General features: G+C 61.7%; 27 protein-coding genes. 10 read left to right on the top strand and 17 right to left on the bottom strand.

Annotated elements, in window-relative coordinates; genetic code table 11:
* Window positions 1-68: 68 nt before the first annotated feature.
* From hemE to nudC, 3 genes are all read right to left on the bottom strand, one after another.
* Window positions 69-1,133 (bottom strand): uroporphyrinogen decarboxylase, encoded by a 1,065-nt coding sequence (gene hemE / locus B3C1_RS03235; RefSeq protein WP_008482875.1) that lies wholly within the window; start codon window positions 1,131-1,133, stop codon window positions 69-71.
* A gap of 66 nt (window positions 1,134-1,199) precedes the next feature.
* Window positions 1,200-3,635, bottom strand: coding sequence for a PepSY domain-containing protein (locus B3C1_RS03230; RefSeq protein ID WP_008482874.1), 2,436 nt, complete (start codon window positions 3,633-3,635; stop codon window positions 1,200-1,202).
* A gap of 92 nt (window positions 3,636-3,727) precedes the next feature.
* On the bottom strand, window positions 3,728-4,537 hold the full coding sequence (gene nudC, locus B3C1_RS03225) for an NAD(+) diphosphatase (RefSeq protein ID WP_008482873.1): 810 nt from the start codon (window positions 4,535-4,537) through the stop codon (window positions 3,728-3,730).
* A 102-nt stretch (window positions 4,538-4,639) separates the two neighbouring features.
* Here nudC and B3C1_RS03220 point away from each other — a divergent pair, with 102 nt between their 5' ends.
* Both B3C1_RS03220 and B3C1_RS03215 read left to right on the top strand, forming a co-directional pair.
* Window positions 4,640-5,110 carry an Rsd/AlgQ family anti-sigma factor gene (locus tag B3C1_RS03220; RefSeq protein WP_008482871.1) on the top strand — a complete coding sequence of 157 codons (471 nt, stop codon included), beginning with the start codon at window positions 4,640-4,642 and terminating at the stop codon, window positions 5,108-5,110.
* A complete protein-coding gene (locus B3C1_RS03215) occupies window positions 5,107-5,541 on the top strand; it encodes a GFA family protein (RefSeq protein WP_008482870.1) in 435 nt (144 codons plus the stop codon). Before B3C1_RS03220 ends, B3C1_RS03215 begins: the two co-directional genes overlap by 4 nt.
* Here B3C1_RS03215 and B3C1_RS03210 read toward each other — a convergent pair.
* The 6 genes from B3C1_RS03210 to B3C1_RS03185 form a co-directional block, all read right to left on the bottom strand.
* Window positions 5,538-6,014 carry a GNAT family N-acetyltransferase gene (locus B3C1_RS03210; protein ID WP_008482868.1) on the bottom strand — a complete coding sequence of 159 codons (477 nt, stop codon included), beginning with the start codon at window positions 6,012-6,014 and terminating at the stop codon, window positions 5,538-5,540. The two genes, B3C1_RS03215 and B3C1_RS03210, sit on opposite strands and share 4 nt — an antisense overlap.
* A gap of 111 nt (window positions 6,015-6,125) precedes the next feature.
* On the bottom strand, window positions 6,126-6,518 hold the full coding sequence (locus tag B3C1_RS03205) for an MAPEG family protein (protein WP_008482867.1): 393 nt from the start codon (window positions 6,516-6,518) through the stop codon (window positions 6,126-6,128).
* Between the two features lie 18 nt (window positions 6,519-6,536).
* On the bottom strand, window positions 6,537-7,262 hold the full coding sequence (locus tag B3C1_RS03200) for a DUF3592 domain-containing protein (protein ID WP_008482866.1): 726 nt from the start codon (window positions 7,260-7,262) through the stop codon (window positions 6,537-6,539).
* Window positions 7,263-7,430: 168 nt separating this feature from the next.
* Window positions 7,431-8,135 (bottom strand): DUF3592 domain-containing protein, encoded by a 705-nt coding sequence (locus B3C1_RS03195; RefSeq protein ID WP_008482865.1) that lies wholly within the window; start codon window positions 8,133-8,135, stop codon window positions 7,431-7,433.
* A 103-nt stretch (window positions 8,136-8,238) separates the two neighbouring features.
* Window positions 8,239-10,320: a TonB-dependent siderophore receptor gene (locus tag B3C1_RS03190; protein WP_008482864.1), complete on the bottom strand. Its 2,082-nt coding sequence runs from the start codon at window positions 10,318-10,320 to the stop codon at window positions 8,239-8,241.
* 149 nt (window positions 10,321-10,469) lie between these two features.
* Window positions 10,470-11,030 (bottom strand): hypothetical protein, encoded by a 561-nt coding sequence (locus B3C1_RS03185; protein WP_008482863.1) that lies wholly within the window; start codon window positions 11,028-11,030, stop codon window positions 10,470-10,472.
* 261 nt (window positions 11,031-11,291) lie between these two features.
* On the opposite strand from B3C1_RS03185, the gene B3C1_RS03180 reads away from it, so the two are divergent.
* Window positions 11,292-12,467, top strand: coding sequence for a YfaP family protein (locus tag B3C1_RS03180; RefSeq protein WP_008482861.1), 1,176 nt, complete (start codon window positions 11,292-11,294; stop codon window positions 12,465-12,467).
* Window positions 12,468-12,524: 57 nt separating this feature from the next.
* Window positions 12,525-13,622: a polysaccharide deacetylase family protein gene (locus tag B3C1_RS03175; protein WP_008482860.1), complete on the top strand. Its 1,098-nt coding sequence runs from the start codon at window positions 12,525-12,527 to the stop codon at window positions 13,620-13,622.
* 36 nt (window positions 13,623-13,658) lie between these two features.
* Here B3C1_RS03175 and B3C1_RS03170 read toward each other — a convergent pair whose 3' ends face one another.
* Together B3C1_RS03170 and fkpA are read right to left on the bottom strand one after the other, a co-directional pair.
* Window positions 13,659-14,375, bottom strand: coding sequence for a polysaccharide deacetylase family protein (locus B3C1_RS03170; protein ID WP_008482859.1), 717 nt, complete (start codon window positions 14,373-14,375; stop codon window positions 13,659-13,661).
* A 104-nt stretch (window positions 14,376-14,479) separates the two neighbouring features.
* Entirely contained in the window at window positions 14,480-15,250 is a 771-nt protein-coding gene (fkpA, locus tag B3C1_RS03165; RefSeq protein WP_008482858.1) for an FKBP-type peptidyl-prolyl cis-trans isomerase, read from the bottom strand.
* An 86-nt stretch (window positions 15,251-15,336) separates the two neighbouring features.
* On the opposite strand from fkpA, the gene B3C1_RS03160 reads away from it, so the two are divergent.
* Both B3C1_RS03160 and B3C1_RS03155 read left to right on the top strand, forming a co-directional pair.
* A complete protein-coding gene (locus tag B3C1_RS03160; protein WP_035480938.1) occupies window positions 15,337-16,413 on the top strand; it encodes a WD40 repeat domain-containing protein in 1,077 nt (358 codons plus the stop codon).
* On the top strand, window positions 16,406-16,612 hold the full coding sequence (locus B3C1_RS03155; protein WP_008482855.1) for a SlyX family protein: 207 nt from the start codon (window positions 16,406-16,408) through the stop codon (window positions 16,610-16,612). Before B3C1_RS03160 ends, B3C1_RS03155 begins: the two co-directional genes overlap by 8 nt.
* Before the next feature lie 20 nt (window positions 16,613-16,632).
* Here the strand turns inward: B3C1_RS03155 and B3C1_RS03150 are convergent, their stop codons facing one another.
* Window positions 16,633-16,833 carry a YheV family putative zinc ribbon protein gene (locus B3C1_RS03150; protein WP_008482854.1) on the bottom strand — a complete coding sequence of 67 codons (201 nt, stop codon included), beginning with the start codon at window positions 16,831-16,833 and terminating at the stop codon, window positions 16,633-16,635.
* Window positions 16,834-16,886: 53 nt separating this feature from the next.
* Between B3C1_RS03150 and B3C1_RS03145 the strand changes: the two genes are divergently transcribed.
* Together B3C1_RS03145 and B3C1_RS03140 are read left to right on the top strand one after the other, a co-directional pair.
* Entirely contained in the window at window positions 16,887-18,806 is a 1,920-nt protein-coding gene (locus tag B3C1_RS03145) for an ABC transporter ATP-binding protein (RefSeq protein WP_008482853.1), read from the top strand.
* A complete protein-coding gene (locus tag B3C1_RS03140) occupies window positions 18,803-19,219 on the top strand; it encodes a DUF2390 domain-containing protein (protein WP_008482852.1) in 417 nt (138 codons plus the stop codon). The genes B3C1_RS03145 and B3C1_RS03140 overlap by 4 nt, the downstream gene beginning before the upstream one ends.
* Here the strand turns inward: B3C1_RS03140 and B3C1_RS03135 are convergent.
* Both B3C1_RS03135 and nagX read right to left on the bottom strand, forming a co-directional pair.
* A complete protein-coding gene (locus tag B3C1_RS03135) occupies window positions 19,216-19,548 on the bottom strand; it encodes a hypothetical protein (RefSeq protein WP_008482851.1) in 333 nt (110 codons plus the stop codon). The genes B3C1_RS03140 and B3C1_RS03135 overlap by 4 nt on opposite strands.
* 118 nt (window positions 19,549-19,666) lie before the next feature.
* Window positions 19,667-20,761: a transmembrane glucosamine N-acetyltransferase NagX gene (gene nagX / locus B3C1_RS03130; protein WP_008482850.1), complete on the bottom strand. Its 1,095-nt coding sequence runs from the start codon at window positions 20,759-20,761 to the stop codon at window positions 19,667-19,669.
* Between the two features lie 190 nt (window positions 20,762-20,951).
* Here nagX and B3C1_RS03125 point away from each other — a divergent pair, with 190 nt between their 5' ends.
* Complete coding sequence (locus tag B3C1_RS03125; protein WP_008482849.1) at window positions 20,952-21,389, top strand: GNAT family N-acetyltransferase; 438 nt, start codon at window positions 20,952-20,954, stop codon at window positions 21,387-21,389.
* Here B3C1_RS03125 and B3C1_RS03120 read toward each other — a convergent pair.
* Together B3C1_RS03120 and glk are read right to left on the bottom strand one after the other, a co-directional pair.
* Entirely contained in the window at window positions 21,379-22,581 is a 1,203-nt protein-coding gene (locus B3C1_RS03120) for an MFS transporter (RefSeq protein ID WP_008482847.1), read from the bottom strand. The two genes, B3C1_RS03125 and B3C1_RS03120, sit on opposite strands and share 11 nt — an antisense overlap.
* A gap of 85 nt (window positions 22,582-22,666) precedes the next feature.
* A complete protein-coding gene (gene glk, locus B3C1_RS03115; RefSeq protein ID WP_035480983.1) occupies window positions 22,667-23,644 on the bottom strand; it encodes a glucokinase in 978 nt (325 codons plus the stop codon).
* Between the two features lie 84 nt (window positions 23,645-23,728).
* On the opposite strand from glk, the gene B3C1_RS03110 reads away from it, so the two are divergent.
* On the top strand, window positions 23,729-24,766 hold the full coding sequence (locus B3C1_RS03110) for a LacI family DNA-binding transcriptional regulator (RefSeq protein WP_008482845.1): 1,038 nt from the start codon (window positions 23,729-23,731) through the stop codon (window positions 24,764-24,766).
* Here B3C1_RS03110 and B3C1_RS03105 read toward each other — a convergent pair.
* Window positions 24,732-26,381, bottom strand: a complete 1,650-nt coding sequence (locus tag B3C1_RS03105) for an alpha-amylase family glycosyl hydrolase (RefSeq protein ID WP_008482844.1) — start codon at window positions 26,379-26,381, stop codon at window positions 24,732-24,734. The genes B3C1_RS03110 and B3C1_RS03105 overlap by 35 nt on opposite strands.
* Window positions 26,382-26,386: the final 5 nt, after the last annotated feature.

Below are 26,386 nucleotides of genomic sequence, written 5' to 3'. Positions count from 1 at the left end.
CAGGAATTGGCGAGAAAACAAACGTCAGTCAAGCAAATAGCCCCCGGCTGGCGGGGGCTACAGGGGGGTTACTTGTGGTAGGGGCGGGACAGTCGTCCGACGGCCTCGATAAAGGCGCCGGCATGGGCCGGATCCACGTCGGGATGGATGCCGTGGCCCAGGTTGAATACGTGGCCAGGGCCCTCACCGAAGCTGTGCAGTATGCGCCCCACTTCCTGCTCGATCGCCGCTGGCGGCGCGTAGAGCATGGACGGGTCCATGTTGCCCTGCAGGGCGACCTTGTCGCCGATACGGCGGCGGGCATCACCCAGGTCCACTGTCCAGTCCAGGCCAACGGCGTCGCAGCCGGTGGCGGCGATGTCTTCCAGCCACAGGCCACCGCCCTTGGTGAACAGCACCACCGGCACCTTGCGCCCTTCGTGCTCGCGGATAAGGCCGGAGACGATCTGCTCCATGTAGCGTAGGGAAAACTCCCGATAAGCCGGGCCGGACAGCACACCGCCCCAGGTATCGAAGATCTGCACCGCCTGGGCCCCGGCCTTGATCTGGGCGTTGAGGTAGAGGGTGACCGACTCGGCCAGCTTGCCCAGCATGGCATGGGCCAGGGCCGGCTCGCTGAAGATCAGCTTTTTGATCTTGGAGAAGGTCTTGGTAGGGCCCCCTTCCACCATGTAGGTGGCCAGGGTCCAGGGGCTGCCGGAAAAGCCGATAAGGGGCACCTGGCCGTCAAGGGCGGCGCGAATGGCCCGCACTGCGTCCATGACGTAGCCCAGCTCCTGCTCCGGGTCCGGTACCGGCAGGGCCTGGATGTCGGCGGCGCTCTGGATGGGGCGCTCAAACTTGGGGCCTTCGCCTGTTTCGAAGTAGAGGCCAAGGCCCATGGCGTCGGGAATGGTCAGGATGTCGGAGAAGAGGATGGCCGCATCCAAAGGGAAGCGGCGCAGCGGCTGCAAGGTCACCTCGCAGGCAAGCTCGGTGTTCTTGCACAGATCCATGAAGCTGCCGGCTTCGGCGCGGGTGGCCTTGTATTCCGGCAGGTACCGCCCTGCCTGGCGCATCATCCACACCGGGGTCTGGTCTACCGGTTGGCGCATCAGGGCCTTGAGGTAACGATCGTTTTTCAGCTCGCGCATAGTGCCGCCTCTTGGTTCACAACGCGCGCATTGTAGCAGCAGTTGCCCCCGATACCTTGCCAGAAATCAATACAAATCCCGATGGTAACGACCGGCTGTGACCAGGGCAGCCACCCCCGCCTCTCCCAGGTGTTCCAGCAGTACCTGGTGCACCCCTTTGCCTATGCCGTCGATGGCGCCGCAGACATAGAGATGGGCGCCCTGGGCCAGGACCTGGTCCAACTGGGGCAGCGCCTGGGCCAGGGCTTGCTGCACGTAGCGGCCGTCAGAGCGGGACCAGGCCAGATCGAGCCTTGCCAGGGTGCCGTCAGCCAGGAAGGCTTCAAGCTCGTCCTGGTAGTAATAATCCTGGCCTGGCTGGCGCTCACCAAAGAGCAGCCAGGCCTGGCCTTGGCGCCCCTGGGCCCGCAGCTGTGCCAAGAATCCCAGGTAAGGAGCCAGGCCGGTACCGGCCCCCAGCAATACCAGCGGCGCCGGGTCTTCGGGCAGCCTGAAGCTGCCATGGCCCTTGAGCCTGGTCTTGAAATGCTGGCCCACCGCCCCCTGGCAGAGCTGGCCAGAGGCCAAGCCGGTACTGCCGTCATCCTTGATGACATGGCGCACCATCAGCCGTACCGGGCCCTGGTGGCTGGCAATGGAGTAGCTGCGCGGTGCCAGGGGCGCCAGGCTATCCACCCAGGCCTGGGCATCCGGCCCTTGAGGGCCCTGCCATTCCAGTTGGTCAAGGGCCTGCCACAGGGGTTGGATGTCCCCGCTCAGGCTAACCGGCGCATCCGGGTCCTGGCCGGCGGCGAGGGCAGCGGCCCTGAGCTCTCCTTCGCTTCGCACCGGCAGCAGTTCCAACAGATCCCCCGGCTGGTAGTGCCCAGGCAAGGCCAACCGAATATCGTGCACCGCCCTGATGGAGCCGGGATTGAGGCATTGGTTGCCGATCAGCTCGGCCTGCTGCCAATGGGCTTCGCTCATATGGCCGCCCAGGGACAACTTCTCGGCCAGGGCCTGGCTCCATTGACGGATGCTGTGCTCGGCGCCCCTGTCCACCTCGGTCACCGGCAGCAGCAATTCGGCACCCAACTGCCCGAAACGCTCGGCCAGCCAATGGCCAAAGGCACAAAACTGCTGGTATTGGCTGGCGCCGAAGGCCCATACCCCCACTTTCAGGCCGTCCAGGGGCACCTGGGCCTGGGCCAGTTGCTGCTGGAATCCCAGGGCGCTGTCCGGTGGCTCCCCTTCACCGTAGGTGGAAGCCAACACCAACACTTGTTGGTAGGCGGCCAACTGGGCCGGGGCCAGGTTGCCGAGGGCCTTGAGGTGGGCACCATGGCCCTGGCTGTCCAACCAACCCTTGAGGCGTTGGCCCTGGGCGGCGGCGGTGCCGCTCTGGCTGGCATAGGTGATAAGGGTCTGGGCCGGGCCCAGCGCCTTGTCCTTGGGACGGGCCCGGCGGTTGAAGAAGAGCCAGACGCCGGTCACGGCGAAGGAGCCGAACGCCAGGCCGGCCAGGGACCAGATGATGCGACCCGGCAGCCCAAAATAGAGGCCGGTATGCAGGGCATAGATATTGGCCAGCCAGTAGTCGCCGCCCTGGAGGTCGGAATAACGCTGTTGGTGCAGCAGCGCGCCGCTACCGGCGTCCAGGCTCAGCCGTGAATAGGCGTGGTGATGGGGGGCGTCCGCCTCCAGGTAGAGCACGGTGATGGCGCCCCTCGGGCCCCTTGGCATCATCCAGCGCAGGTATTGGCCGTCCGGCTTGACGGACAAAAAGCCCTGCCAGGCGGCGTCCAGGTTCACTTCACGGCCTTGGCTCTGGACAGGCCCAGACCCCTGGCCAGAACCCAACATTTGGGTCAGTCCCTGGCGGTACCAGTCGAAGGCGAACCAGGGGCCGGTCAGGGCCATCAGCAGCAGCGGAATAAAAAACCAGGTGCCCAGCAAGGCATGGAACTGCCAGAGGGCATGGCGGCCCTTGGCCCCCTTTTTCCAGGCCAGCCACCCCTTGAGGCTGGACAGCTTGTCCGGGGCACGGCGAATAATGCCGGCAATCAGCAGCCCTATGGCCATCAAGGCGGCAGTACCGGTGATAAGGCTGCCCACGGAACGGGGGATCAGCAACCAGCGGTGCAGGGCCATGACGTCGGCGAAAAACTCTTCGATGGCGGGCCTTGGGCCCAGCAGCTCCCCGGTGTAGGGGTTGAAGCTTTGGAAGGAAAATCCCTGGGGACTGTCGTCCAGGTACATGGCCCGCCCGGGTGAGGCAGGATCGCTCTCCAGGTAGATACGACTGAGGATCTTGCCTGGCATCTCCAGGTGCGGCGCCAATTGGGGCGGCGTCAGGGGTGCGCCACTGACCTTTAGGGGGGTCTTGGGCCAGGCATCGGTTATCTGGTCTTCCAGGGCCAGTAAGGCCCCGGTCAGGCCCACCACCAACAGTACGGCGGCACTGGCCAGGCCAAGCCATTGGTGAAGGCGAAAACTCAGGCGTTGGGTCAGCTTCTTGGACATTTGTTTATGAGAACGATTTGCATTGGCAAATCATACCTGCAATGGCCAGCCCGGCAAAGCGGGCCAGCTTCCCCTTGGCAGAAAAAAGCACCTCAGCGCTCTTTTTCGATCTCGTCGATGGCCTGGTCAATCAAACGCCGGGCTATGGTGCCTGCGGGGGGGATCAACGGCAGAGCGTCCAGGTCAAACCATTGGGCGTCGGTCAGTTCCAGGGGATCGATCTGGATGTCGCCACTGTGGTAGTCGGCGATAAAGCCCACCATCATGGAGTGGGGAAAGGGCCAGTTCTGGGAGCAGACATAACGGATATTGGTGACCTCCAGGCCCACCTCTTCCATCACTTCCCGGCGTACCGTCTCTTCCATGCTTTCTCCCGGCTCGGTAAAACCGGCCAGGGTGGAATACATGCCGTTCTTGTGGCGAGGAGAACTGCCCAGCAGCAGCTGCCGGCCTTTTTTTACCGCCACTATCATGGACGGCGACAACCTGGGGTAGCAACGGTGCTGGCAGCGGTCACAGTGGGTGGCTATCTCTTCCTGCACTACCCGCATCCGCGCACCGCACTGGCCGCAATAGCGGTGGGTGCGGAAGAAGTTGGCCAACTGCACGCCGCGGCCGGCCAGTTGAAAAAGGGCTTCCTGACCCGGCATCAACAAGGGGCGCAGACCGCCAAACTCACCGAATTTAGGGTCTTGGTGGCGCTCCGGCCATTCCAGCATCAGGGCCGGGCGACCCTGCCATTGCCCCACCAATACCGCAGGCCCTTCGGCCTCGAAGGGGGGTAATACAGTTTTGGTTCCCTGGGGCAGCGCACCGTCCAGGAACCAGAGTTGTTCCCCTCGGACCAGCAGCCAGACCGCCTCGGTTTGATGGCTTTGCAATGTCAGGTACAGCTCGGACATGTTGGTTTCCTTGTGGAAAAGTGTTGATCCCTGCCCCCCTTTTCATTAGATGATAGGGACATGGCAGCCGTACCCGCCATCGGCAACTGAAGGGAGACCGTTATGTTCACCCAACTCGAACAAGCCAAAGAAAAATGGGGCGGAACCAGCGACGTCATCGATCGCTGGCTTGCTACCCGCCAGCAGGTTTTGGTCAGCTATTGCAAGCTGGCTACCCACGCTCCCAATGGCCGTTCGCCTCTGCCCGAGGCCGCACAGCTGGAAAACTTCTGCGCCATTTTGCTCGATTACGTCTCGGCGGGCCACTTCGAAATTTTCGAACAGGTGGTATCCCGCTGCGAAAAACGCGGTGATGAAAGCCTGGCCCTGGCCAACCGCGTCTACCCCAAGATCACCGATACCACCCAGTTCATACTGGACTTCAACGACAAGTACCAAGACTTGGAAGATGAAGACCGGCTGTTGGAGCTGGACGGGGATCTGTCCAGCCTGGGAGAAGTGCTTGAGCAGCGCTTTGAACTGGAAGACAAGCTGATCGCCACCCTCCATCAACACCAGAGTCAGCCCGCATGACGGCGGCCATCAAAGGGGGCTGCCTGTGCGGCTCGGTGCGCTTTGAAGGAGACCTGGCCGACGGCGCCAAGATCAGTGCCTGCCATTGCAGCATGTGCCGGCGCTGGTCCAGCGGCCCTTTCCTGTGCTTTCACTTCGACAAGGGCGTAACCCTGGCCGAAAGCGAAGGCCTTAGCTGGTACAGCGCTTCCGAATGGGGCGAGAGGGGGTTTTGCCACTGCTGCGGCACCAACCTGTTCTGGCGCCTTAAAGGCAAAGACGACACCAACTGGGCGGTATCCATTGGCAGCTTGGACCAGGTACCCAAGGCCAAGATGCACGAGCACATCTTCGTGGACGACGCCCCGGGCTATTATCGCTTTGATGACGCTGCCAAGCGCCTGACCGGCCAGGAAGTCATAGACGCCTTCCTAAGCCAGCAGAACACTTAAAGGTTCTGCACCATCACCAGAGCCTGGCCACCGTAACTGGCCGGGGCAGGTTGTTTGGTGGCGTCGAAGCCACAACTTTCCCAGAACCGCTCCGAGCCCTGGATAGACACCAGGGTGACCCGCCGAAAGCCTTGGCGCTTGGCCAATTGCAACAGTTGTCCGGCCAAGGCCCGGGCCGCCCCCTGCCCCCTGGCGGCGGGCGCCAGGGCCAGATCATGCAGGTACAGCTCCTGGCCGCCGGCCGGGGTTGATACCTTGCTCAGCTCAGGCAATGCCTGCCCGTCCCAGGGGTACGCCAGCACATATCCCAACAACTGATTGTCGGCCCCGGCCCAGGCCAGGCAGGTTTGGGGAGAGCTTTGCCACTTGCTTTGCAGCACCGCCAAAGGCTCTGGGGTAACGGCATGGTAGCAAGCGGCCTGCACCGCCATCAGCGCCGGCCAGTCATCTTCGCTAATCGCCCTTATGGACATCTGCTCTCCTACGGCAAGAGGCGCCCAAGGCGCCAATCAGGCCTGGGAGCATAGAGGGCGCTGGTGACGCCGCCAAGCACAAAAAAGCCCACCTGGCGGTGGGCTTTGGAGTCAGGCCAGGGCCAGCAGGTAACGAGCCCCTATGCCGATAATGCATAGGACCATGGCGAGAAAGGTCATCATCATGCCGGCAACCCTGAACACCAGTTTTTCCTGTTGCTGGCTGACCCCGAAGGCATGGACGGCGCGCCCGGCCAGCAGCAAGAGGCCGGGCAGGTGCAGCCAGGGGCTGGGGCCATTGAGGCTTTCCAGGGCCAGCATCAGCACCAGGGTCATGGGAACATACTCGGCAAAGTTGCCATGCACCCTGATGGCCCTGGCCAGGTCGCTATGGCCGCCGTCCCCCAGGGAGACCCTGTTGCGCTGGCGACCTTTGATGGTGGCAATGCTCAACACCAAAAAGAGGACGGCCAGCAAGGCTGCATAAAGGGGGGTAACCGGCATAAACGCTCCTTGTCAGGGTCAGCGCAGGCTCTTGGGCCTGCTGTTGGCCAGCAGCTTTTGCGGCAGGAAACCGGTATCCACCCAGTAGCGGCTGGGGTTCTTGCGGTCCAGTTTCACCGTCAGCTTGGCGCTTTCGATATAGGGATTAGGGTTGAACCACAGGTCGTCGCTGCGGAAGGTCCGGACCTGGTCGGTCTCAGGATGTTGCCACTTTAACACTATCTGAAAGGGATGGCGCCCCTCCACCAGGGTCGACATATTGGGTTCGACCCGCACAAAGCGCGCCAGTATCGGCAGGCCATGTACCTTGAGCCGGCTTTCCCGGCGCTGGGCCAGCATAGCCGACAGGGCCATGCCGGCGGCCAAGAGGCCAAAGCCCAGGCCGGCGGCGCTAAAGCCGATGGCGGCGCCCCAAAAACCGCTGAAATCCTTGAGCTTGGCCTGCTGGGGCTCATTGAGATCGTAAAGCAAGGTCACCTTGTCGCCACGCTTGAAGCGAGCCGGATTGCTGCCCTGGCGGGCCTGGAATTCCACAGTGCGGTTGAAGGCATCGGTAAAGACCACCACCGGGTGGTAGTTGAGGGGCATGGCGCTGCGCGAGCGCACCAGTTCCACCACTGTGCCCTGAGTCTCGGTGGCCCTGTCGATAAAACGGGCCGAGTTGTAATAGAAGCCGTAGCCAACCCCCATCAGGGCCAGGCACAGCAGGCTGAACAGGTAGGTAAGCAGGGTCGAGGTTTTCATGACACATCCTTGCTAGGGCCGGACCCAAGGTCCAGGGGCCGCTGGCGATGGGGATCGTCGCGGCCGCCGAGAATAAGCTTGCCCTAAAGGAAAGCGGCGCTCACAAGGAGCGCCTTTAACCTGCTCAATATGCTCATAAAAAAGCCGCCCTCAGGGCGGCTCTTCGGCTCAGGCTTGCTTGGGTAAGAAGCCGATGTCCATCCAGTGGCAACTGGGGTTGGCCGGATCTATCAGTACCGCCACCTGGTCCCTGTCCAGGAAATCGCTGGGATCAAACCAAAGCTGGTCGCTGGTGAAACGGTATACCAGCTGGGTTTTGGGGTCCTGCCATTGGGCTACGATCAGATAGGGGAAGCGGCCGTTGACGGAGATGCGCCCGTCCTCTTCAACCGCCTTGATGTCCGCCAGCACCTTGTGGCCGCTTTCCTTCAGGCGCTTGATGCGCCCGGCGCTGCGCCTGGTCACCACCAGCCATACCAGGGCAGGTATCAGGAAGGTACCACCCAGTATTCCCAGGATGATGGCTGCGCCGTAAAGGGAGAAGCCGCTGCCGTACTCGACCTTACGCGGGTTCTTGGGATCGTAATAGACAGGTACCCGCTCCCCGATATCGTAGGCCGGCGGACTGGAACCGGTGCTGCTGACATGGGTAAGGGCTTCACCGCTTTGGGTGACATAGAGGATCTCGGGGTAATAGCTGCTGGAACTGCTGCCGCTGGAGCGGGATTGGTGCAGGTCTATCACCTCACCTTCAACCTGCTGTGCGCCCTCGATAAACTGCACCTTACTCCAGGCCAGGTAGCCTGCGGCCAGGGACATGATTAATCCCAAGGCACCAAAGATGAGGCAGATACGGGCGATGGTTTTATTCATAAAAACATCCTTGTAGCGAGATAGGCGGGCATTTCTACCACAAAGCGGCTCAGGAGCCCAATTTCTGCAAAAAAAAAGCCGCCCGGCGGCGGCTCTGATGGGCTTAGATATCCCAGGACAGGGACAGGTTGTAACTACGGGGACTGCCGTAGAAGGCCTGGTCCCACATCAGGCTGCTGTAATAGTGCTTGTCGGTGAGGTTGTCCAGGTTCAGGGCCAGGCGCAACCTGGGGCTGAGTTGGTATTGGGCAAAGAGGCCGTAGATGCCGTAGGCGCCCTGGGTGACACGGCTGATGAGATCCCCGTCCGGGGTACTGTCGGCCACCACATCCACAAAGACCTTGGACTGCCAACGCAGGCTGGCCCCCAGGCGCAGGGCATCCAATGCCTGGGGATTGTAGCTGACCAAGGCCTTGGCACTTTGCTTGGGAATGTAACGGCGGGCTTCTTGGCCGTCCTGCCCTTCGATCTTCAACTGGGTGTAACCCAGCAGCACCTTGACCTCGTCGGTCAGCTGGCCGGAGAGCTGAGCCTCTACCCCTTTGGATTCATAATCGAAGCCCTGGTAGTAAGTGCGCCCCTGGCCGTTCTGACCAAGGCTCTGGGCCAGGTTGTCGTATTGGTTTTTAAATAGCGCCAGGCTGGCATTGAGGCCACCGTGGAACCAGTCACCCTTGACGCCCCCTTCCAGGCTCTTGCCTTCGGTGGGCCCCAGGCGGCGCTGGTCGATGTCCTGCTCGGCCTGGGCCTGGAAGGTCTCGCTGTAGCTGCCATAGAGAGACAGGCTCTGGCTGAGGTCAAAAACCAGGCCGCCGTAGGGCACCAGCTTGTCCTTCACCTCGCTGCCTTTGTTGGCACCATAGCTGTCGCCGGCACTTTTGTAGCGGATCAGGCGGCCACCGCCTATGAGCGCCAGCCGGTCGGTCAGGTGTAGGCGGGTGGCGCCATAAAGGGCTTTTTGGGTGTCGTCGATGTCGGAGCCGGTAGCCCCTTCCACCAGATTTGGATAAGGAGCCTGGCCGTGCCACTGGGTAAAGTCGCCGATGGGCGGGAAGCCATTGGTGAAATCGTACAGGGACAGGTCGGTCAGTTCGTTACGGACCCAACTGGCGCCGAAGGTCAAGTCGTGGCTGCGTCCCAGCAGGCGGTATTGGCCGGTGACCGAGGCGTCCAGCTGCTGGGCTTTGGAGTCCAGGTCGTAACGGCTGGCGTACCCGGTCAACCCTACATTGGTTTGGGGTTCGATGGTGCCATACACATAGAAGAGGTCGCTGTTCTGGGTCGATTTTCGGTATTCATAGACCAGCTTGCCGTTCCAGCCGTTGCCAAACTGGTGCTTGAGCTCGGCAAAGGCCTGGGTGTTGTAGCTGTTCCAGTAGGCCCAATCGGCCGAGGTGTTGGACGAGCGGTCAAAATGGGTGGCCGAGCCGTCGGTATAGACCAGCGTCAGGGCGCCCCACATGGGAGACTTGGGCTTGCCTTCCTGGTAGTTGGCCCCCAGGGTCAGCAGGGTATCCAGCCCCAGATCGGCCTCCAATACCCCGTAGACCGAGGAAAGGGTCTTGCTGTAATCATCGATATAGGAGTGGTTGTCGCTGTGGCTGGCCACAAAGCGGCCACGTAGCCCCTCAGCCAGGGGGCCAGACAGGTCCAACTCACCCTGGTAGTTGTCCCAGCGGCCCAGGCTCAGGGTCACCTGCCCCTGGGTTTCGGCGGTAGGACGCTTGCGTACCAGGTTGACGGTAGCAGAGGGGTTACCGACCCCCGCCATCAGGCCGGCGGCACCGCGCACCACTTCCACCCGCTCAAACAGGCTCATGTCGGTATCGCCGTTCACCACGTTGGAATAGAAGGGTGCCCCTAGGCCATCCAACTGGAAATTGTTGATTTCAAAACCCCGGGACGTGAAATAGGTCCTGTCGGTTTCCACCTTTTCCACCGTCACCCCAGGGGTGAATTCCAGCACCTTGACCAGGGTGTCGAGGTTGAAATCTTGCAGCAGGTCCTGGTCCATCACGGTCAGGGACTGGGGTGTCTCCCGCTGTGACAGGGGCAGGCCGGTGGCGGTGTTGGCCTTTTGTATCTGGCTACCTGTGACTTGCAGGTGCTCAACGTCGTCGGCCAGGGCCGGTAGGCTGCCCAGCAAAGCAGAAAGGGCCAGGGTAAGGGGGGTTTTGCGCAGCATGATCTTTTATCCCATAACGGCGACAGGGCCGCTCCAGGCCGGCCCTGCAACCTCTGGGTATTGCTGGAGCCCGGGAGTGGTCCCGACAAGAATCAGCGCATGATAATCATTCCCATTTGCATATTCAAGCGGAAGGCTGGCTCACTCTGCTAATCCCCTACCCTTGCCAAGTCCTCGGCGATGGACTGGGCGATCAGCGCCAGATCCCGGGGTTCATCCTTGTCATCCCAGCGGTAGGCGGCGATCTCGGCGTTGATCTCGGCGTCTTGGGGCTGGGGATAGCGGGTGGTAAAGCGGGCCACCCTGAAATCAGCCAGGGGCCGTAAGCTGTGGTCGGGGCTGAGCAGGTAGGCGGAAAAGGACACCTCCGGTTTGTTGAGGCTGCGCCCACCGAAGTTGAAGTGCCGTACATATTCCATGTCCAGCTCCAGCACCGCGTCGGCATCCGCCAGCCGGGCGGCCAACTGCTTGCCTTTGGCCAGGTTGGCTTTCAGCAAAGCGGTGAAGTGGCGGGTCAGCTGCTGCTGGTCGGCAAAGTCCAGGTTGTCGGGGTCGCCACCTGGGCCATTGACCAGTTTGATGCGCACGGCACCGACGAAATACTGGCTCTGGCCCTGAACCAGAGGCGTGGGGGTTTGGCTGTAGTGGAAAGGTTGGCTGGCACAACCCACCAGCAATAGCGGTAGCAGCAGGATACGCAGTAAGGCCATGGACAACACCTGGAGTAAAAGGGCCACCTAGCCAAAAGGCGTCCAAATGGCCCCCCACCTTCAGTATCGGCCTTTATCTTTACCTGCCAGGCTCCCTCCAAAAGCAATGCGTTACAGTGACTTGCCTTCTTGGGGCCGGAAAATTTCCCGCCCTTGACCGTAGTTATCCCCTGTTATTGTCGCTAGACTCTTGTGCCTGCCAACTTCGCCTGGAAGGCGGAGTGCAGCCCAGATTCACCGACACATTCAAAGGACATGTACATGAAGCCGTATTTTGGACTCCCGGCCCTGTTGTTGGCCGGTATCATGGGTCTGCCTGCCCAGGCCGCCGACAGCGTCAACGTCAAAGTGCTGAGCGCCGTGGTCAAGGATCAGAAACTGGCCGACGCCAAGATCACCTGGCAGCGCAATGGTGAAAGCTCCCAACGCGCCACCAGCAACACCGCCGGCCAGGCCAGCGCCCAGATCTCCGATGATGCCGACACCACCATGATCATAGACAAGGAAGGCTACTCCACCCTGGTAGTACGTTGCCCTTGCGACGGCTTCACCTATGCCTTGTCCCCGGTGATGGACAACCTGGACGGCCTGCGGGTGGTACTGACCTGGGGCGCCTCGCCCAAGGATCTGGACTCCCACATGGCCTTCCCCGGCAGTCATATTTATTTCGCCAAGAAAAACGGCCGCCAAGCCAATCTGGACGTGGACGACACCACCTCCTATGGCCCCGAGACCATCACCGTCAGCAAGAAGCAGCAAGGCAAGAAATACATCTACGCCGTCCATGACTTCAGCAATGCCAGCGGTACCATTGCCCGCGCCATGGCCGACAGCCAAGCCAGCGTTCAGCTCTATGTAGGCCAGACCCTGGTCCGCACCTACCGGCCTCAGCCCGGTAAAAACGGCAACAGCTGGCTGGTGTTCGGCATCGACGAGAACGGTGCCTTCCAGGACATCAACAGCTACAAGAACCTGACCCCCCAGGGCCTGGATGCCTACCTCAAGGACCTGCTGGCAAGCGACAGCTTTGACCCCCAGAACCTGGTCAGCAGCGCCGACATCCAGCAAGCCAAGCGCTACAACACCCAGGGTGAGAAGCTCTATCACCAGCAGGATCTGATGGGCGCCATGTACCGCTTCCAAGACGCCATCAACCTCTATCCCAACTTCGGCCAGGCCTACAGCAACCTGGGCCTGACCTACCAGAAACTGGACCGCACCGCCGAAGCCCTGTGGGCCAACCGCAAGGCCATCGAACTGGCCAGCGGCAAGAGCAAGGACAGGGTCCAGGCCAGCAGCTACTACAACATCGCCCGTATCTACGAGGCCAAAGGCCAGTGGCAGGATGCCCTCGACAGCTACCGTAAAGCCAAGTCCCTGCGCGCCCACAGCGCCTACGACAAAGGCATAGAACGGATGGAGCAGAAACTGCACTGATCCCAAGCCCCGCTTCGGCGGGGTTTTTTCTTTCCACGCACAAGAAAAGGACGACAGATGCGCTCTTATTTTATCGCCGCCTTGGCCCTGCTGACCCTGCCCCAAGCCTGGGCCGCCGGCCCCGCCAAGGTCGCCACCCTGGACCGCCAGCTCTGGCCCCAGGCTATCGACAGCCGCAGCGCCTTTGACCAGGCCTCGGCGGCGGAGATCCGCCAATTTACCCGGCTGCTGGCAGCCACCCCCTTGGATGATGCCGCCGCCGTCACCGCCTTTACCCAGGTGGACAACCCGGACATGGCCAGCGTCCAGCAATGGCGCGAGCTGACCCAGCTGCGCCTACAGGGCAACTACGCCATGGCCTGCCACCAATGCCAGGACGCCAAAAGCTGGGAAGCCCTGGTGGCCGCCAGCCAACAACCCCATGACAACAGCCTTGGCGCCTGGCAGCAGGCAAGCCAGGCCTTTCACCAGCGTTACCTCTACGAGCAGGTGCGTCTGGCCGCCCTCTTTGGCCGGGTAACCAGCGAAGTATTACCCCTGGGGGCCGGTGAGTTGGACGAACTGGAACGAAGTGGCTTTAACCAGGCCGACGGCCACTTCCTGCTGAGCTACGACGACGGTCCGTCCAGCACCGTCAAGGGTGACAACCGCAGTGCCCAACTGGTCAGCGCCCTTGAAGGCAAGGGCCTGCATGCCCAGTTTTTCGCCCTGGGGGAAAGGCTGGCCGCCGTTAAACCCGGTAAGGATTTTTACGCCAACCAGTGCGTGGGCTCCCATGGTTACCAGCATAAGAGCCACCAGCGCTGGGACGGCTGGGCCCAGTCCCTGGCCGACACCCGCAAGCTGCTGGCCGAGTTGCCGCAAAAAGGCCACCACTGGTTCCGCCCCCCTTACGGCCAGCGCCAACCGGCGCTGCTGGAAAGCCTGGCTGAGCGGGATGAAGGGGTGATGCTGTGGAATATCGACAGCCAGGACTGGAACCGCAAGCTCGACAACCAACAGGTCCAGGACAGGGTGATCACCCTGATGCTGCTGTGGCGCAGCGGTATCATTCTCTACCACGACATCCACCCCAAGGCCTTGGCCAACCTGCCGGCCCTGGTGGACTTTCAAAAGCAGGCGGGGCTCACCTGGACCGACTGCCGCGACATTTGATGGCTAAAAAAAGCCCCGCTCTGCGGGGCTTTTTTATCAGGGCCTTAACGCCAGCAACTCTGACACCGTCACCAAACGATAGCCCTTGGCCTTAAGGCCCTCGATGATGCCGGGCACGGCGTCCAGGGAGGCCTGGCGGGAGCGGAACATCACGTGCAGCAGCAGGATGGAGCCGGGTTTGGCCTTGTCCAGTACATAACGGGTGATGGCCTGGCTGTTGCCGGCGATGTCGCCATGGCTTTCCGGCTCCAGGTCCCAGGTGACAGAGGTCATGTCACGGTGCGACAGGTACCAGGGCAGCATGACGAACTTCTTGCCGTAAGGGGGCCTGAACAGGATGGGGCCCTGGTAGCCGCTTTGGCGGATCAGGGCGTCGGTGCGTTCCAACTCTTCGCGCACGGCGCCAGGAGACATCAGCACCATGCGCTGGTGGCTGTAGGAGTGGTTGCCAATCTCATGGCCGGCATTGGCAATCAGCATGGTTTCCCTGGGGTGCAGCTCCATGGCGCTGCCCACCAGGAAGAAAGTGGCTTTGACGTCCTCGGCGGCCAGCATCGTCAGGACCGCCTCGGTATTGCCCGGGGCCGGGCCGTCGTCGAAGGTCAGGGCTATCACCTTCTGGTCGGTATCCACCCTGTTGACCAGCTCCCCAAAAAGCTGCACCTGGCGGCTGTTGACCAGTTGCCAGGTACCAAGCAGTACCACCAGTAAAGCAATCAGACCCAACACCACCGACTTGATGGACAAACTCATCACACATTTCCTATTCATCCTTAAACGAAGTGTGGTTCCTTTTTGCCACCCACAACAACGTAAAAAAACCGGCCATCAAGGCCGGTTTTTATTAACAAATCAACTTACTTGTCGGAGGCTTCAGGTTTGGCCTGCTCGCCCTTGTCGATGCCCAGCAGTTCCACTTCGAACACCAGCACGGAGTTAGGGGGAATGGTCTGCATGTCGCGCTCACCGTAAGCCAGCTCGGAGGGGATCACGAAGCGGTACTTGGAGCCAACGGTCATCAGCTGTACGCCTTCGGTCCAACCGGGAATAACGCGGTTGAGGGCGAAAGTAATGGGCTCGCCACGGTCATAGGAGCTGTCGAACTGGGTACCGTCGGTGAGGGTACCCTTGTAGTTGACGGTAACGCGGTCGGTAGCCTTGGGATGCTCGCCGGTGCCTTCGGTCAGCACTTCGTACTGCAGGCCGGAATCGGTGACCTTCACGCCGTCTTTCTTGGCGTTTTCGGCCAGGTATTTCTCACCATCGGTCTTGTTCTTTTCGGCTTCTTCCTTGGACTTGGCGGCCAGCTTCTCGGAAGCGGTCTTGTCCAGGGCCTGCAGCTGGGCGGTGATGGTGTCCTTGTCCAGTTGGTTCTTGTCGTGGATACCGTCGCTGAAGCCCGCGATCACCAGCTCTTTGTCCAGGCTGATGCCCAGCTCTTCCTGCTTGTCCATGGTGGTGCGGATGTACTCGGCAATGCTGGCACCGATGGCATAAGCCTGCTTGGCCTCGTCGGTTTCCAGCTTGACCTGTGCGGCAGCTTGGTCAGTCTTTTCTTCTTGTTGTTGACAGGCTGTCACTGCCAGAACGAAAGCAGGGATCACCGCCAGCTTGAACCAGGGCTTCATAGTCACTCCTTCAGTGAAAGGGGCCATCCCCTTTCGTCTTTGGTAAAGTCCTTATACTAAACACAAAATCTTGCATTATTAAATCCATGCCCAGAGTCCTTTTGTTTTGTGTTGTGCTGCTGTTTGGTTGCAGCCCCCAATCCCCGTCCCTGGCCAGCTGGCAGCTGGTCGGCAACGGGGCCTATGGTGCCGATCTGTCGGTACAGGGTGACCTGGCGGCGGTCAGCGGCGACCCCGAGGGGGTGGTGGTCTGGGATCTGAAAACCCAGGCCCCCCGCTACCGGCTGCAGATGAACGTGGCACCTCCCGACCAAGCAGCCTTGACCCGGGGCGGCTACAAGCCGGACGAACGGCTGCCCGCCCAGCCCCTGCCGGTCACCCTGACCCGTTTTTCCGAGAACGGCGCCTACCTGGTGACCGCCGACCAGACCCGCCTCGCCTTGTGGCGAACCGCCGACGGTGAAAACCTCGGTTACTGGCAGGCCGGCAGTTACAGCGGCGCCCCCAGAGTGGACCAACCCGGCACCAGCCAGGTGCACAGCCTGAGGGATGTGGCGGTGTCCAATGGCGGCAATTTCATCGCCTTTGCCAGGGCCGATGGCGTGATAGTGCACCTTAACCGCATCTCCGGGCGGCGCCTGGAGTTCTTGGGCCATAGCGAGAAGGTCAATTCCATCGCCATGTCCGCCAATGGCCTTTATGTGCTGTCCGGCGGCAACGACCACAGGGCAATGCTCTGGAACACCCAGACCGGTCAGGTGCAACGCCCCTTCCCGGCCGAAGGACGAGTGGTGTTGGTGGCCCTGACTCAGGACGGCCGCTATGCCTTTGTGGAAGATGCCGACAACAACGCCCTTATCTGGGATATCCGGAGCGGCCAGGTGAAAACCCGGTTAGCCACCAAGGCCAAGCAGGAGCTCTTTACCAGCGCCCGTTTCAGCGGCGACGGCAAACGGCTACTCACCGGTGGCCCGGGCCGCCAGTTGATCCTGTGGAACCTGGAAAGCGGCCAGCGGCTCTGGCAGCGCCAAGTGGGGGTTGCAGAGGATTACCGGCCGCGCTCGGCGGTGGTCTATGCCACGGCCTTTGCCAAGGACAGGGTCTATTCGGTAAGCTCCGCCGGCTTATTGGAGGCCTGGCCGCTGGAGAAGACGGATGAGTGAAGAACGCCTTAACGATCTGGAAAGCCGCCTGGCCTTTCAAGAGATAGCCCTACAGGAGCTGTCGGACGAGATGGCCAGCCTGCAGCGGCTGGTGGAAAAGCAGCGGGAGCAGCTGGCGCTGATGGCCAGGAAGCTCAAGAGTGCCCAGGGCAGTAACATTGCCGGCGAGCACGAAGAAACCCCGCCTCCCCATTATTGAAAAGGGCGCCGCCGGCGCCCTTATTCGGGTTTAAACAGCCCGATGATGCTTTCCTTGTCGCCCTTGGCGGCGCCTTCGGCGTCGCGGCTGGTCTGGGTCTGCTTATAGCCGCAGGACACGCACTCGATACGCTCGACGTTGTTTTCAATGATGAGCTGAATGCTGTCTTGCTGCTCGCACTGCGGGCACTTGGCCCCGGCGATGAAACGACGCTTTGCCATACTGACTTCCAACCTAGTAGGATTGCCGACATCACGGCAGATGTAGACCGCACATGATACACCTTCAAGACCTGCAATTGATCCGCGGCGGCCAGAAACTCTTCGACGGCGCCGCCCTTACCGTACACGCCGGCCACAGGGTGGGCCTGGTAGGCGCCAATGGCTGTGGCAAGTCCACCCTCTTTGCGCTGCTGCGCGGCGAGCTGGAGGTGGATGGCGGCGACGTCAAGCTGCCCGCCAACTGGACCATTGCCTCGGTCAAGCAGGAAACCCCGGCCCTTGAGCGCCCCGCCATCGATTATGTGATTGACGGCGACGCCCATTACCGGGCCCTGGAGGCCAAACTGGCCACCGCTCAGGCGCACAACGACGGCGACGCCATGGCCCGCATCATGGGCGACATGGAGCAGGCCGGCGGCTACGACATTCGCGCCCGGGCCGGCGCCCTGATGCACGGTTTGGGCTTTGCCGGCGGTGACGAGCTGCGGCCGGTGTCGTCCTTCTCGGGCGGCTGGCGGATGCGCCTTAACCTGGCCCAGGCGCTGATCTGCCCCTCAGATCTGTTGCTGCTGGACGAACCCACCAACCACTTGGATCTCGATGCGGTGTTCTGGCTGGCCGACTGGCTGACCAGCTACAAGGGCACCTTGCTGCTCATTTCCCACGACCGGGATTTTCTCGACGACGTGGTCACCCACATCTGCCATGTGGAGCACCAGAAGCTCAACAGCTACACCGGCAACTACGAGAGCTTCGAACGCCAGCGCGCCGCCCGCCTGGCCCAGCAGCAGGCCATGTTCGAGCGCCAGCAGGCTCAGCGCGCCCACCTGCAAAGCTTTATCGACCGCTTCAAAGCCAAGGCCACCAAGGCCCGCCAGGCCCAAAGCCGCATCAAGGCTCTGGAACGGATGGAAGAGCTGCAAGCGGCCCACGTGGACTCGCCCTTCTCCTTTGTCTTTGAAAACGCCGCCACCCTGCCCTCGCCGCTGCTGGCCATCGACAAAGTGAGCCTGGGTTACGGCGACAAGCAAATCCTCAGTAATGTCAGCCTGCGGCTACAACCCGGTGAGCGCATTGGCCTGTTGGGCCCCAACGGCGCCGGTAAATCCACCCTCATTAAATTCCTGGCTGGCGGCCTTGCCCCGCAAAGTGGCGAGCTGGTACCGGCCCAGGGCCTGAAGGTGGGCTATTTTGCCCAGCACCAGTTGGAATACCTGGACGCCAACGCCTCGGCGCTCTTGCACCTGCAGCGCCTGGCGCCGCAAGTACGGGAGCAGGAGCTGCGCGATTTTCTCGGCCATTTCGGTTTTCGTGGCGACAAGGCCCTGGAGCCCATAGCCCCCTTCTCCGGTGGCGAGAAGGCGCGCCTGGCCCTGGCCCTTATCGTCTGGCAGCGCCCCAACCTTCTGCTGCTGGACGAACCCACCAACCACCTGGACCTGGAGATGCGCGAGGCCCTGACCCTGGCCCTGCAGGATTTTGACGGCGCCATGGTCATCGTCTCTCACGACCGCCACCTGCTGCGCACCACCACCGACACCTTCCTGCGGGTCTCCCACGGGGAGGTGGCGCCTTTTGACGGCGATCTGGACGACTACCACAAGTGGCTAAAAGACCGGGAAAAGGCAGCCAGCCCGGCCAGCGACAACGGCGCCGGCAAGGACAACTCGGCCCAGTCCCGCAAGGACCGCAAGCGCCTGGAGGCCGAGCACCGCACCAAGACCCGGCCCCTTAAGCAAAAAATTGAAAAGCTCGACAAAACCATGGCCAGCCTCGGTGACAAGCTGGCCACCATCGAGGGTCGCCTGGGGGAAGCCGATATCTACGAAGCGGCCAACAAGGCCGAGCTGACCCGGCTCCTTAAGGAGCAAGGGGATGCCAAGGCCGAGCTGGATGCAGTGGAAATGGAATGGATGGCCCTGTCCGAAGAGCTTGAGGGCCTGGACAGCGCCTTTGAGGAACAGTTTGCATGAGCGAGACCTTCTGGGATTACTGCCTGCTGGTCTATCCCCAATGGGAAAAGCAATTGCTGGCCTGGCAGCAAAGCCACGAGCTGGACCTGAACCTCTACCTGCTGGCGGCCTGGCTGGACGAGGAAGAACTGTACCTGGAGCAGGCCACCTGGCTGGCGCTGCTGAGTGAGAGCCGCCGTATCCAAGCCCAGTGGCTGGCACCCTACAGGGCCCTTCGCCACAGCCTTAAGGGCGAGGTCAGCCAAGAGCGCTACCAGGAGCTCAAAGCCATGGAGCTGCGCCTGGAGCGCGAAGCCCAGCGCCAATATCAAGCCCTGGTGGGCAGGGACCCCAGCGCTCAGGACTACCCCCAAAACAAAGCGGCAGGTCCCAAGAACCTGCCGCGTTTAAAAGCCCTCTACCAGCTGCCTTAATGGGCTGACAGGGCCTCGGCGCGTTGGGCCGGGGTCATGTCGCGCAGCTTGACCACCACCGCCACCGGCAGGCGCATCACAGAACCGGCATAAGGCCTGTTGCCCTGGAAGTCCCAGGCTGCCTTATCGCCGTTAAGGTCTTTGATTTGCAGCAGGCGACATTCCTTGTCGCTGGGGGCATAACCCAGCTTGTCAGCGTAGGCAGCCAGGTGGCTTTGGGTCACCTGGTAGCGGATGGCACAGTATTCTTCGTTGGAGTAGGTCACGTCATCGGCCAGGACCTGGCCACACAGCATCATACCGAACAGGGCAAACAGAGACTTTTTCATCACGGGCTCCCATAAGCGCCAATCACCAATCAACGGCGCACAGCTTAGAAAAGCTCCGTGACAAAGCGGTGATGTTCAGGCCAGTCTTTTTGCCCCTTTTGCCCCAGTTTTTCTTATATCAGACCTTGATAAAGATCTGCCGCTTATAAAGCCAGGCCAGCACCAGCCATTGCACCGCCAACAGCGCCAGGGCCGCCCCTAAAGGTTGGGCCGAAGGGCCGAGCGCCGCCAGCCACTGGCCAAAGAGGCTAGCGGCGACATAGGGCCAGTCCACCAGGCTGGAGGCAAGATAAATCGCGATGGCGTTGGCGCCGATCACGGCAAAGGCCAGCCCCAGCCAGCGCAGCCGCAACAGATCGATAAGCACGTAGAAAAGGGCCAACAGCAAGGCGCTCCAGCCGCTGGTGACCAGCACGAAGCTGGAGGTCCAGAGGGTCTTGTTAAGGGGAAACACCAGGCTCCAAAGATATCCCAGGGCCAACAGCCCCAGCCCCAGGGCCGCCAGCAGCACCGCCTTTGACCAGGGCTGGCGAGGACTGCGCAAAAGCCCCCCCGCCACTACCCCCAATAGGGCATTGACCACAGCCGGCAGGGTAGAGAGCAACCCTTCGGGGTCGGCGGGCATCTGCCGGTAATGGATGCCGGGCAGCCAGTGGCCATCGACCCAGGCGTTGGGGGTGGCGGCCGGGTTATCAAGGTGCCCGGCCAGCAATGCCCAGTAGCCCAGCAAGATGGCCAGAGCCACCCCCTGCCAGACCTTGGGCCGGCAATGCCAGACCAGCATGGCCGCCACAAACCAGGCCAGGCCGATACGCCCCAGCACCGAGGCATAGCGCACCTCGTCCCAATGCCCCGGCAGGCCGGTGCCCCAGCCGTGGTTGTAGAGCACCCCGAGCAACAACAGCAGTAACAGCCGGCGCAGGGCACTGCGATAGAGGGCCCGGCGCGCGCCGCCGCCAAGGGCCGAGGCCCGCTTGTCCGCCAGCCCCAGGGTCACCCCGGACAGGAAGATAAAGAGCGGGAAGATACCGTCATAGGCGGTCAAGCCGTGCCAGTCGGAATGGGCCATCTGGCCCGCCAGGCTGTGCCAGATGCCGGCACCGGTCCAGGTAAAGAGAGCGGCAAACAGCAGCTCTCCCCCCAAGATCCAAAACATGTCGAAGCCGCGCAAGGCGTCGACACAAAGCAGGCGTTGGGGCTGAGGCGTTGTCATAGGGCCACCTTGTTGCAATACTTCAACAAAATGACAACGTTGTCTTTTTATTGCAAGCCCATGCCCTCATCGACTTAACCAGGTTTTAACGGCTATGTCGCCTCCGGCCAACCGTTGGCCGCTTGGCCCCTTGGTTGACCTGGCATGGCTACTTAGCATGTCTGTCTTCGCGTTCAACTAGGATGAACAGGTGATCCGCAGTATCGACACCCCCCAAGATATTGAAGCCGTGTTGGCTCTTTGGCAGCAAGCCGGCCTGGCTTTGACGCCGGGACAAGACTGGGACCAAGAAATACAATGGGTTGCCCAGCAGCTGCTGCCCCAAAGCCAAACCTGGCTTTATGAGCAAGAAGGGATACAGGGCTTCATCACCACAGAACAGCGGCAAGTAAAGGCGCTGTGCGTCAGCAACACCGCCAGGGGAAAGGGAATAGGAAAAGCCCTATTAGCCTACGCCCAAAGCCGTTGTCCACAATTGGAAGTGCAACTGATGACATCGGCCCAGGATGGTCACAGCTATTTTAAGCAGCAGGGTTTTCACCCAGTAAGAGAGCTGCTGGACAGCCGCACAGGTCAATTCTTACTGCACATGGCGCCGCGTAAAGCGGGCTCTTACTTCAGCTACTAACGGCCAGGGTGCCGTGTTGGCTGCTCCAATGGCGCAGCAGCAGGCAGAGGCTGAAGGTTAGCGCCAGCACCAGCAGGGACCCCAGCACCACCCCCAGCCACTGGCCATGGTGCCAGAAGGGCGCCAGGTAAAGCCCCCCCAGGCTGGCCCCCAGGTAGTAGAACACCAGATACAGGGAAGAGGCGCTGGCCTTGGCCTTGTCGGCGTTGTGGCTGACCCAGCTCGATGCGTTGGCATGGCACAGGAAAAAGCCAAAGGCGCTGAATAAAAAGCCCAGCATGATCACCCAAAGCCCCTCGGCCAGGCTCACCAGGCTGCCCAGCATCATCAGCCCTATACCCAGCATCATCACCACCGGCTGGCTAAAGCGCCCGGCCAGGCGCCCGGACAGGGCCGAGCCCAGGGTGCCGGACAGATAGGTCAAAAACAGCAGCCCCAGGTAGCGGGCCGGCAGGTTGTAGGGGGCGTCCGACAACCTGAAGGTCAGGAAGCTGTACTGGTTGACGAAGATAAAGAAATTAAGCCCCCCTATGGCAAAGCTCACCAGCAGTAGCCGGTTCCTCAGGTGACCCAGCAGGTCGGCGACCATGCGCTTGGGGTGTAGGGGCTTGGGGCTGAAATGCTGGCTGGGGGGCAACAGCCACAAGAACACCGCCAGCAGCGCCAGGCTGGCCAGCCCCAGCACCCCAAAGCCCGCCTGCCAGCCCAGGGTGTCGGCCAAAAAGCCCCCCATCAGCCGGCCACTGATCCCCCCCAGGCTGTTGGCGCTGATATAGAGCCCCACCGCCGACACCAGGGCTCGCTTGGTCATCTCATCCCCCAGGTAGGCAATGGCGATGGCCGGCAGCCCCCCCAGGAAAAAGCCCTGCAAGGCCCTTAGCACCAGCAGCGCCCCGAAACTGTGCACCTGGGACAGGGCCAAGGTGCAGAGCACGGCGCCCACCAGGGTGGCCACTATGATGGCCCGCCGGCCCAGGGCGTCGGACAGGGGCCCATACAGCAGCAGGGACAGCCCCAGCATCAGGGTGGACAGGGTAAAGCTGTAGGAGGCGGTCAGGGGCGAAACGTCAAACTCGGCGGCCAGCAGCGGCAGCAGGGGCTGGGTGAAATAGAGGTTGGCGAAGATCAGGAAGGATCCCAGGCTCATGGCCAGGGTTGCGCGCCAGAAGGCTTTGGTACCGACCTCTATCATGACAGCTCCTCGAGGGTGTTGAGGGGCACATGATAAAGGCCGGCAGTAGCATCAATAAAATATATTCAACTTATAAAGTTGATAATTAAATCTTATGAGATTCCAGCCAGGCCGCCGCTCCGGTCAGGGCGGAATGGGTCTCTATGGCCAGATAAACTGGGACATCAGACAGATAGCCCGTCATCACCCCTTTTTGGGTAAAGCCGTCCACAAAGCGGCTTTTGAGGAAGAACTCCAAGAAGCGCGGCAGTATGCCGCCCCCCAGGTAGAGGCCGCCCCGGGCGCCCTGGGCCAGAGCGATGTCGGAAGCCACGCCCCCCAGCCATTCACAGAACAGGCTCAGGGTTTCAAAGCAGGTGGGGTCACCGTCCAAGGCCATCTCGCTGATGTCGGCAGACGTCAGGGCCTTGGGCACGTCGCCCTTGACCTTGGCCACGGCCCGGTACAGGTTGGGCAGGCCGGAGCCGGACAGGGCCCGCTCGGCGGAGACAAAATCCAGGTCTTCGGCCAGGGCGGACAGTACCTGGCGCTGCTGCTCGGTGGCGGCGCCCAGGGCAATATGGCCCCCTTCGCAGCCGATGGCACTCCAGCCGCCCTTACCGTTGGGGACAAGGCTGGCCACACCCAGGCCGGTGCCGGGCCCCAGTACCGCTATGGGGGCCGTTTCCACCGGCTTGCCGTCACGGACCTGCACCAGGGCCTGGGGCGGCAGCAGCGGAATGGAGTTGGCATAGGCGACGAAGTCGTTGATCACTTCCAGCTGCACCAGCCCCAGGGCCTGGCGCAGCTCATTGATGGAAAAGCGCCAATCCAGGTTGGTCAGGTGGACTTCATCGCCACCCACAGGGCCGGCTACGGCCAGGCAGACATGCTTGGGGGCATGGTCGGCCACCAGCGCCAGGTAATGGGCCACCAGGGCCTGCATGTCGGCAAAATCGCCGGAGGGGAAACGTTCCTGATAGGCGATATCGAAACGGCCGTCTGTTTTGCCGGTGACCAGACCGAAACGGGCATTGGTGCCGCCGATGTCGGCGACGACGAAAGGAGATGTCTGCGTAACCATGATTACCGTACCGTCTTCAAACACAAAATCGTGTTAATTTATTCTTTCCTAAGACCCTGGTGCGACAGCGAAAGATCCGACCCTATGCGCAATAAAGGCAAGGCCACATCCTTTGACATAGCCCACAGAGCGGGCGTTTCGCAGTCCACGGTCTCCCGCGCCCTGCGCGGCAGTCCCCTGGTCAATAAGGAAACCCGTGATCGCATCCAGGCCATAGCACGGGAGCTCAACTACAAGGTGGACAAGAATGCGTCCAACCTCCGTAGCCAGCACTCCGGCACCCTGGCCCTGCTGCTGTTCGAGGATCCCACCCCGGATGACTCCCTGATAAACCCCTTTTTCCTGTCCATGCTGGGGTCCATCACCCGGGCCTGTGCCCAGGCGGGCTATGACCTACTGGTGTCCTTCCAGCAGTTGAGCGATGACTGGCATGCCGATTATGAAGACAGCAACAAGGCTGACGGCATTATTTTATTAGGGTACGGTGATTATGTGGCGTACCAGTCAAAGCTTGAGCAATTGGTGGCCCAGGGCACCCATTTCGTGCGCTGGGGCGCCGTGCTGCCGGAGCAGCCTGGCCTGTCCATCGGCTGCGACAACTTCCAAGGTGGCCGCGACCTGGTGGAGCATCTGTTGGCCCTGAGTCGACGCAGGGTAGCCTTTCTCGGCCACGCTTCCAATCATTACCCCGAGTTTTTTGAGCGCTACCAGGGTTACTGCGCCGCACTGGCTGCGGCCGGCCTCAAGGTTGACCCGGCCCTGCAACTGGACGCCATCACCACCGAACAGGCCGGCTACGAAGCCGTTTGCGCCCTGCTGGATGCGGGCCAGTCCTTCGACGCCGTCTTCAGCGCCAGCGATCTTATCGCCCTTGGCGCCATGCGCGCCCTGACCGACAGAGGCTTTAAGGTACCCGAACAGGTGGCGGTGGTGGGCTTTGACGACATCCACATGGCCGCCTTTGCCACCCCGCCCCTGACCACGGTGCGCCAAAATACCAAAAGAGCCGGGGAGCTGTTGGTCCAATCACTGCTGCGCACCCTGCACAATCTGCCGGTGCAAAGCGCCAAGATCCCCGCCGAACTGGTTATTCGCCGCTCTTGCGGACAGGCCGTGCCATAAGGGCGTCCAGCCCGGCCTTAACGGCCGGGTCTGTCACTGCCTGATCCAGCACCAGCACTCTGAGGCCGTGAGCCGGTACCGCCAGCGCACTGCCCTTGGCAAGAGCCAGGGACTGGCCGCTCTGGGCGTCCTGCCAGGTGCCTGCTTGCAGGGGCCCGGCAAGGCTGGCCTCGACAGTTTTATCCCCCTTGTTCAGTAACACCAGAACCTGCTGGTGCACCCCGTCCTTTTGGTAGACCCGTAGGAACTGGGCCTGGTCGCCGGCCAGTGCCAGATCCAATTGCAGCCCCTGCTGCAGCGCCACATAACGGGCCCGCAGCTGCCCCACCGCCTTGAGGTGGCGGTAGATGGGGCTTTGGGGGGCGCCGTCGATACGGGCCTGGCCCAGGTAATTGCGGTTACCGGCGTGTTCGGCGGCGCCGCGCATAAAGCCCAGTTCCGAACCCTGGTAAATTACCGGTATGCCCCTGGCGGTAAAGAGCCAGTTGTGGGCGTCAATAAAGCCGTTGTCGCTGGCCGCCATGCGCGGCATGTCGTGGTTGTCGTAGAAGGTGGTCAGCTCATAGGGGTTTTGGTAGGGGCCCTGCTCCAGGTACAGGGCGGGGGTGAGGGTTTCAAAGCCCTTACCCTCGGCAAACACCTGGTTAAGGGCCGCCTTCAGGGGAAAGTCCAGCACGCTGATGGCGCCATTCTCCGGCCAGGTGTGCTGGGCTATCTTGGCGGCGTCGAAGTCGTAGCTTTCGCCGAACATGAAAAAGCCCGGGTGGCGGGCGCGGATGCGCTGGCTAAAGGCCTGCCAGAAGCGGTGGGACACATGCTTGATGGTATCGATGCGAAAGGCGTCTGCGCCCTGCTCTATCCACTGCTCGTAGGCCCCCACGAAATAGTCCAGCACGGCGGCGCTGTCGTCGTCGTTGTCCGACAGCTGCACCATCTCCCCCTGGCGGTGGGAGAAGGCGGCCAGGGGGTCTTTGGGGTCCAGCTGTTCCGGGGGCAGGTTGTGGTGGTCCGCCACCAGCTTGCCGTCTTTATCGAAAATTTGCCCAAACTGGGGCTGCTTGACCGGCATGGTATAGGCCGGGGAGCCGTGGTTAACCACGATATCCAGCACCGTTTTCAGGCCCTTGACCTTCATGGCGGCGGTGAACTGGGCAAAGGACAGGCCCGGGCTTTCTAGGTGCTCGTCCACCCGGTAGAAGTTCACCCCCCAATAGCCGTGGTAGCCGGTCTTGCCCTGGTCGGTAAAGGCACTGCCCCAGCTGACCGGGCTGCCGCCGGTAAAGGCCTGGTCCGGGTTGTCCACTATGGGGGTTATCCACACCGCCCCAAAGCCCATGCCCTGGATGTAGTCGGCGTTGTTGAGGATGCCTTTGAAATCCCCCCCCAGGTAGCCGATGTTGGCGCTCTGGCCGCCGGGGCCTGGCACCGGGATATCAAAGGTGGGGTGCTCCCCGCCCTGGTGGCGGTGGTCGTTGCCGGTATCGCCGTTGACGAAGCGGTCCGTCATCACGAAATAAATGGGGCTCTTGGCAAAGGGCTCGGTGGTGCCGTAGTAGTCCGCCGCCAGGGCCTGGCAGCTGGCCAGGGCCAAAAGGCCGGGAAGCCAGGGTTTCATGGGCC

This window comes from Gallaecimonas xiamenensis 3-C-1 (assembly GCF_000299915.1).
Classification (GTDB): domain Bacteria; phylum Pseudomonadota; class Gammaproteobacteria; order Enterobacterales; family Gallaecimonadaceae; genus Gallaecimonas; species Gallaecimonas xiamenensis.
This window is presented reverse-complemented; position numbering and strand designations above follow the sequence as displayed.

Excerpts from the sequence above, each read along its gene's own strand:
- hemE (WP_008482875.1), bottom strand. The coding sequence starts at position 1,133 with ATGCGCGAGCTGAAAAACGATCGTTACCTCAAGGCCCTGATGCGCCAA.
- B3C1_RS03230 (WP_008482874.1), bottom strand. The coding sequence starts at position 3,635 with ATGTCCAAGAAGCTGACCCAACGCCTGAGTTTTCGCCTTCACCAATGG.
- nudC (WP_008482873.1), bottom strand. The coding sequence starts at position 4,537 with ATGTCCGAGCTGTACCTGACATTGCAAAGCCATCAAACCGAGGCGGTC.
- B3C1_RS03220 (WP_008482871.1), top strand. The coding sequence starts at position 4,640 with ATGTTCACCCAACTCGAACAAGCCAAAGAAAAATGGGGCGGAACCAGC.
- B3C1_RS03215 (WP_008482870.1), top strand. The coding sequence starts at position 5,107 with ATGACGGCGGCCATCAAAGGGGGCTGCCTGTGCGGCTCGGTGCGCTTT.
- B3C1_RS03210 (WP_008482868.1), bottom strand. The coding sequence starts at position 6,014 with ATGTCCATAAGGGCGATTAGCGAAGATGACTGGCCGGCGCTGATGGCG.
- B3C1_RS03205 (WP_008482867.1), bottom strand. The coding sequence starts at position 6,518 with ATGCCGGTTACCCCCCTTTATGCAGCCTTGCTGGCCGTCCTCTTTTTG.
- B3C1_RS03200 (WP_008482866.1), bottom strand. The coding sequence starts at position 7,262 with ATGAAAACCTCGACCCTGCTTACCTACCTGTTCAGCCTGCTGTGCCTG.
- B3C1_RS03195 (WP_008482865.1), bottom strand. The coding sequence starts at position 8,135 with ATGAATAAAACCATCGCCCGTATCTGCCTCATCTTTGGTGCCTTGGGA.
- B3C1_RS03190 (WP_008482864.1), bottom strand. The coding sequence starts at position 10,320 with ATGCTGCGCAAAACCCCCCTTACCCTGGCCCTTTCTGCTTTGCTGGGC.
- B3C1_RS03185 (WP_008482863.1), bottom strand. The coding sequence starts at position 11,030 with ATGGCCTTACTGCGTATCCTGCTGCTACCGCTATTGCTGGTGGGTTGT.
- B3C1_RS03180 (WP_008482861.1), top strand. The coding sequence starts at position 11,292 with ATGAAGCCGTATTTTGGACTCCCGGCCCTGTTGTTGGCCGGTATCATG.
- B3C1_RS03175 (WP_008482860.1), top strand. The coding sequence starts at position 12,525 with ATGCGCTCTTATTTTATCGCCGCCTTGGCCCTGCTGACCCTGCCCCAA.
- B3C1_RS03170 (WP_008482859.1), bottom strand. The coding sequence starts at position 14,375 with ATGAGTTTGTCCATCAAGTCGGTGGTGTTGGGTCTGATTGCTTTACTG.
- fkpA (WP_008482858.1), bottom strand. The coding sequence starts at position 15,250 with ATGAAGCCCTGGTTCAAGCTGGCGGTGATCCCTGCTTTCGTTCTGGCA.
- B3C1_RS03160 (WP_035480938.1), top strand. The coding sequence starts at position 15,337 with ATGCCCAGAGTCCTTTTGTTTTGTGTTGTGCTGCTGTTTGGTTGCAGC.
- B3C1_RS03155 (WP_008482855.1), top strand. The coding sequence starts at position 16,406 with ATGAGTGAAGAACGCCTTAACGATCTGGAAAGCCGCCTGGCCTTTCAA.
- B3C1_RS03150 (WP_008482854.1), bottom strand. The coding sequence starts at position 16,833 with ATGGCAAAGCGTCGTTTCATCGCCGGGGCCAAGTGCCCGCAGTGCGAG.
- B3C1_RS03145 (WP_008482853.1), top strand. The coding sequence starts at position 16,887 with ATGATACACCTTCAAGACCTGCAATTGATCCGCGGCGGCCAGAAACTC.
- B3C1_RS03140 (WP_008482852.1), top strand. The coding sequence starts at position 18,803 with ATGAGCGAGACCTTCTGGGATTACTGCCTGCTGGTCTATCCCCAATGG.
- B3C1_RS03135 (WP_008482851.1), bottom strand. The coding sequence starts at position 19,548 with ATGAAAAAGTCTCTGTTTGCCCTGTTCGGTATGATGCTGTGTGGCCAG.
- nagX (WP_008482850.1), bottom strand. The coding sequence starts at position 20,761 with ATGACAACGCCTCAGCCCCAACGCCTGCTTTGTGTCGACGCCTTGCGC.
- B3C1_RS03120 (WP_008482847.1), bottom strand. The coding sequence starts at position 22,581 with ATGATAGAGGTCGGTACCAAAGCCTTCTGGCGCGCAACCCTGGCCATG.
- glk (WP_035480983.1), bottom strand. The coding sequence starts at position 23,644 with ATGGTTACGCAGACATCTCCTTTCGTCGTCGCCGACATCGGCGGCACC.
- B3C1_RS03110 (WP_008482845.1), top strand. The coding sequence starts at position 23,729 with ATGCGCAATAAAGGCAAGGCCACATCCTTTGACATAGCCCACAGAGCG.
- B3C1_RS03105 (WP_008482844.1), bottom strand. The coding sequence starts at position 26,381 with ATGAAACCCTGGCTTCCCGGCCTTTTGGCCCTGGCCAGCTGCCAGGCC.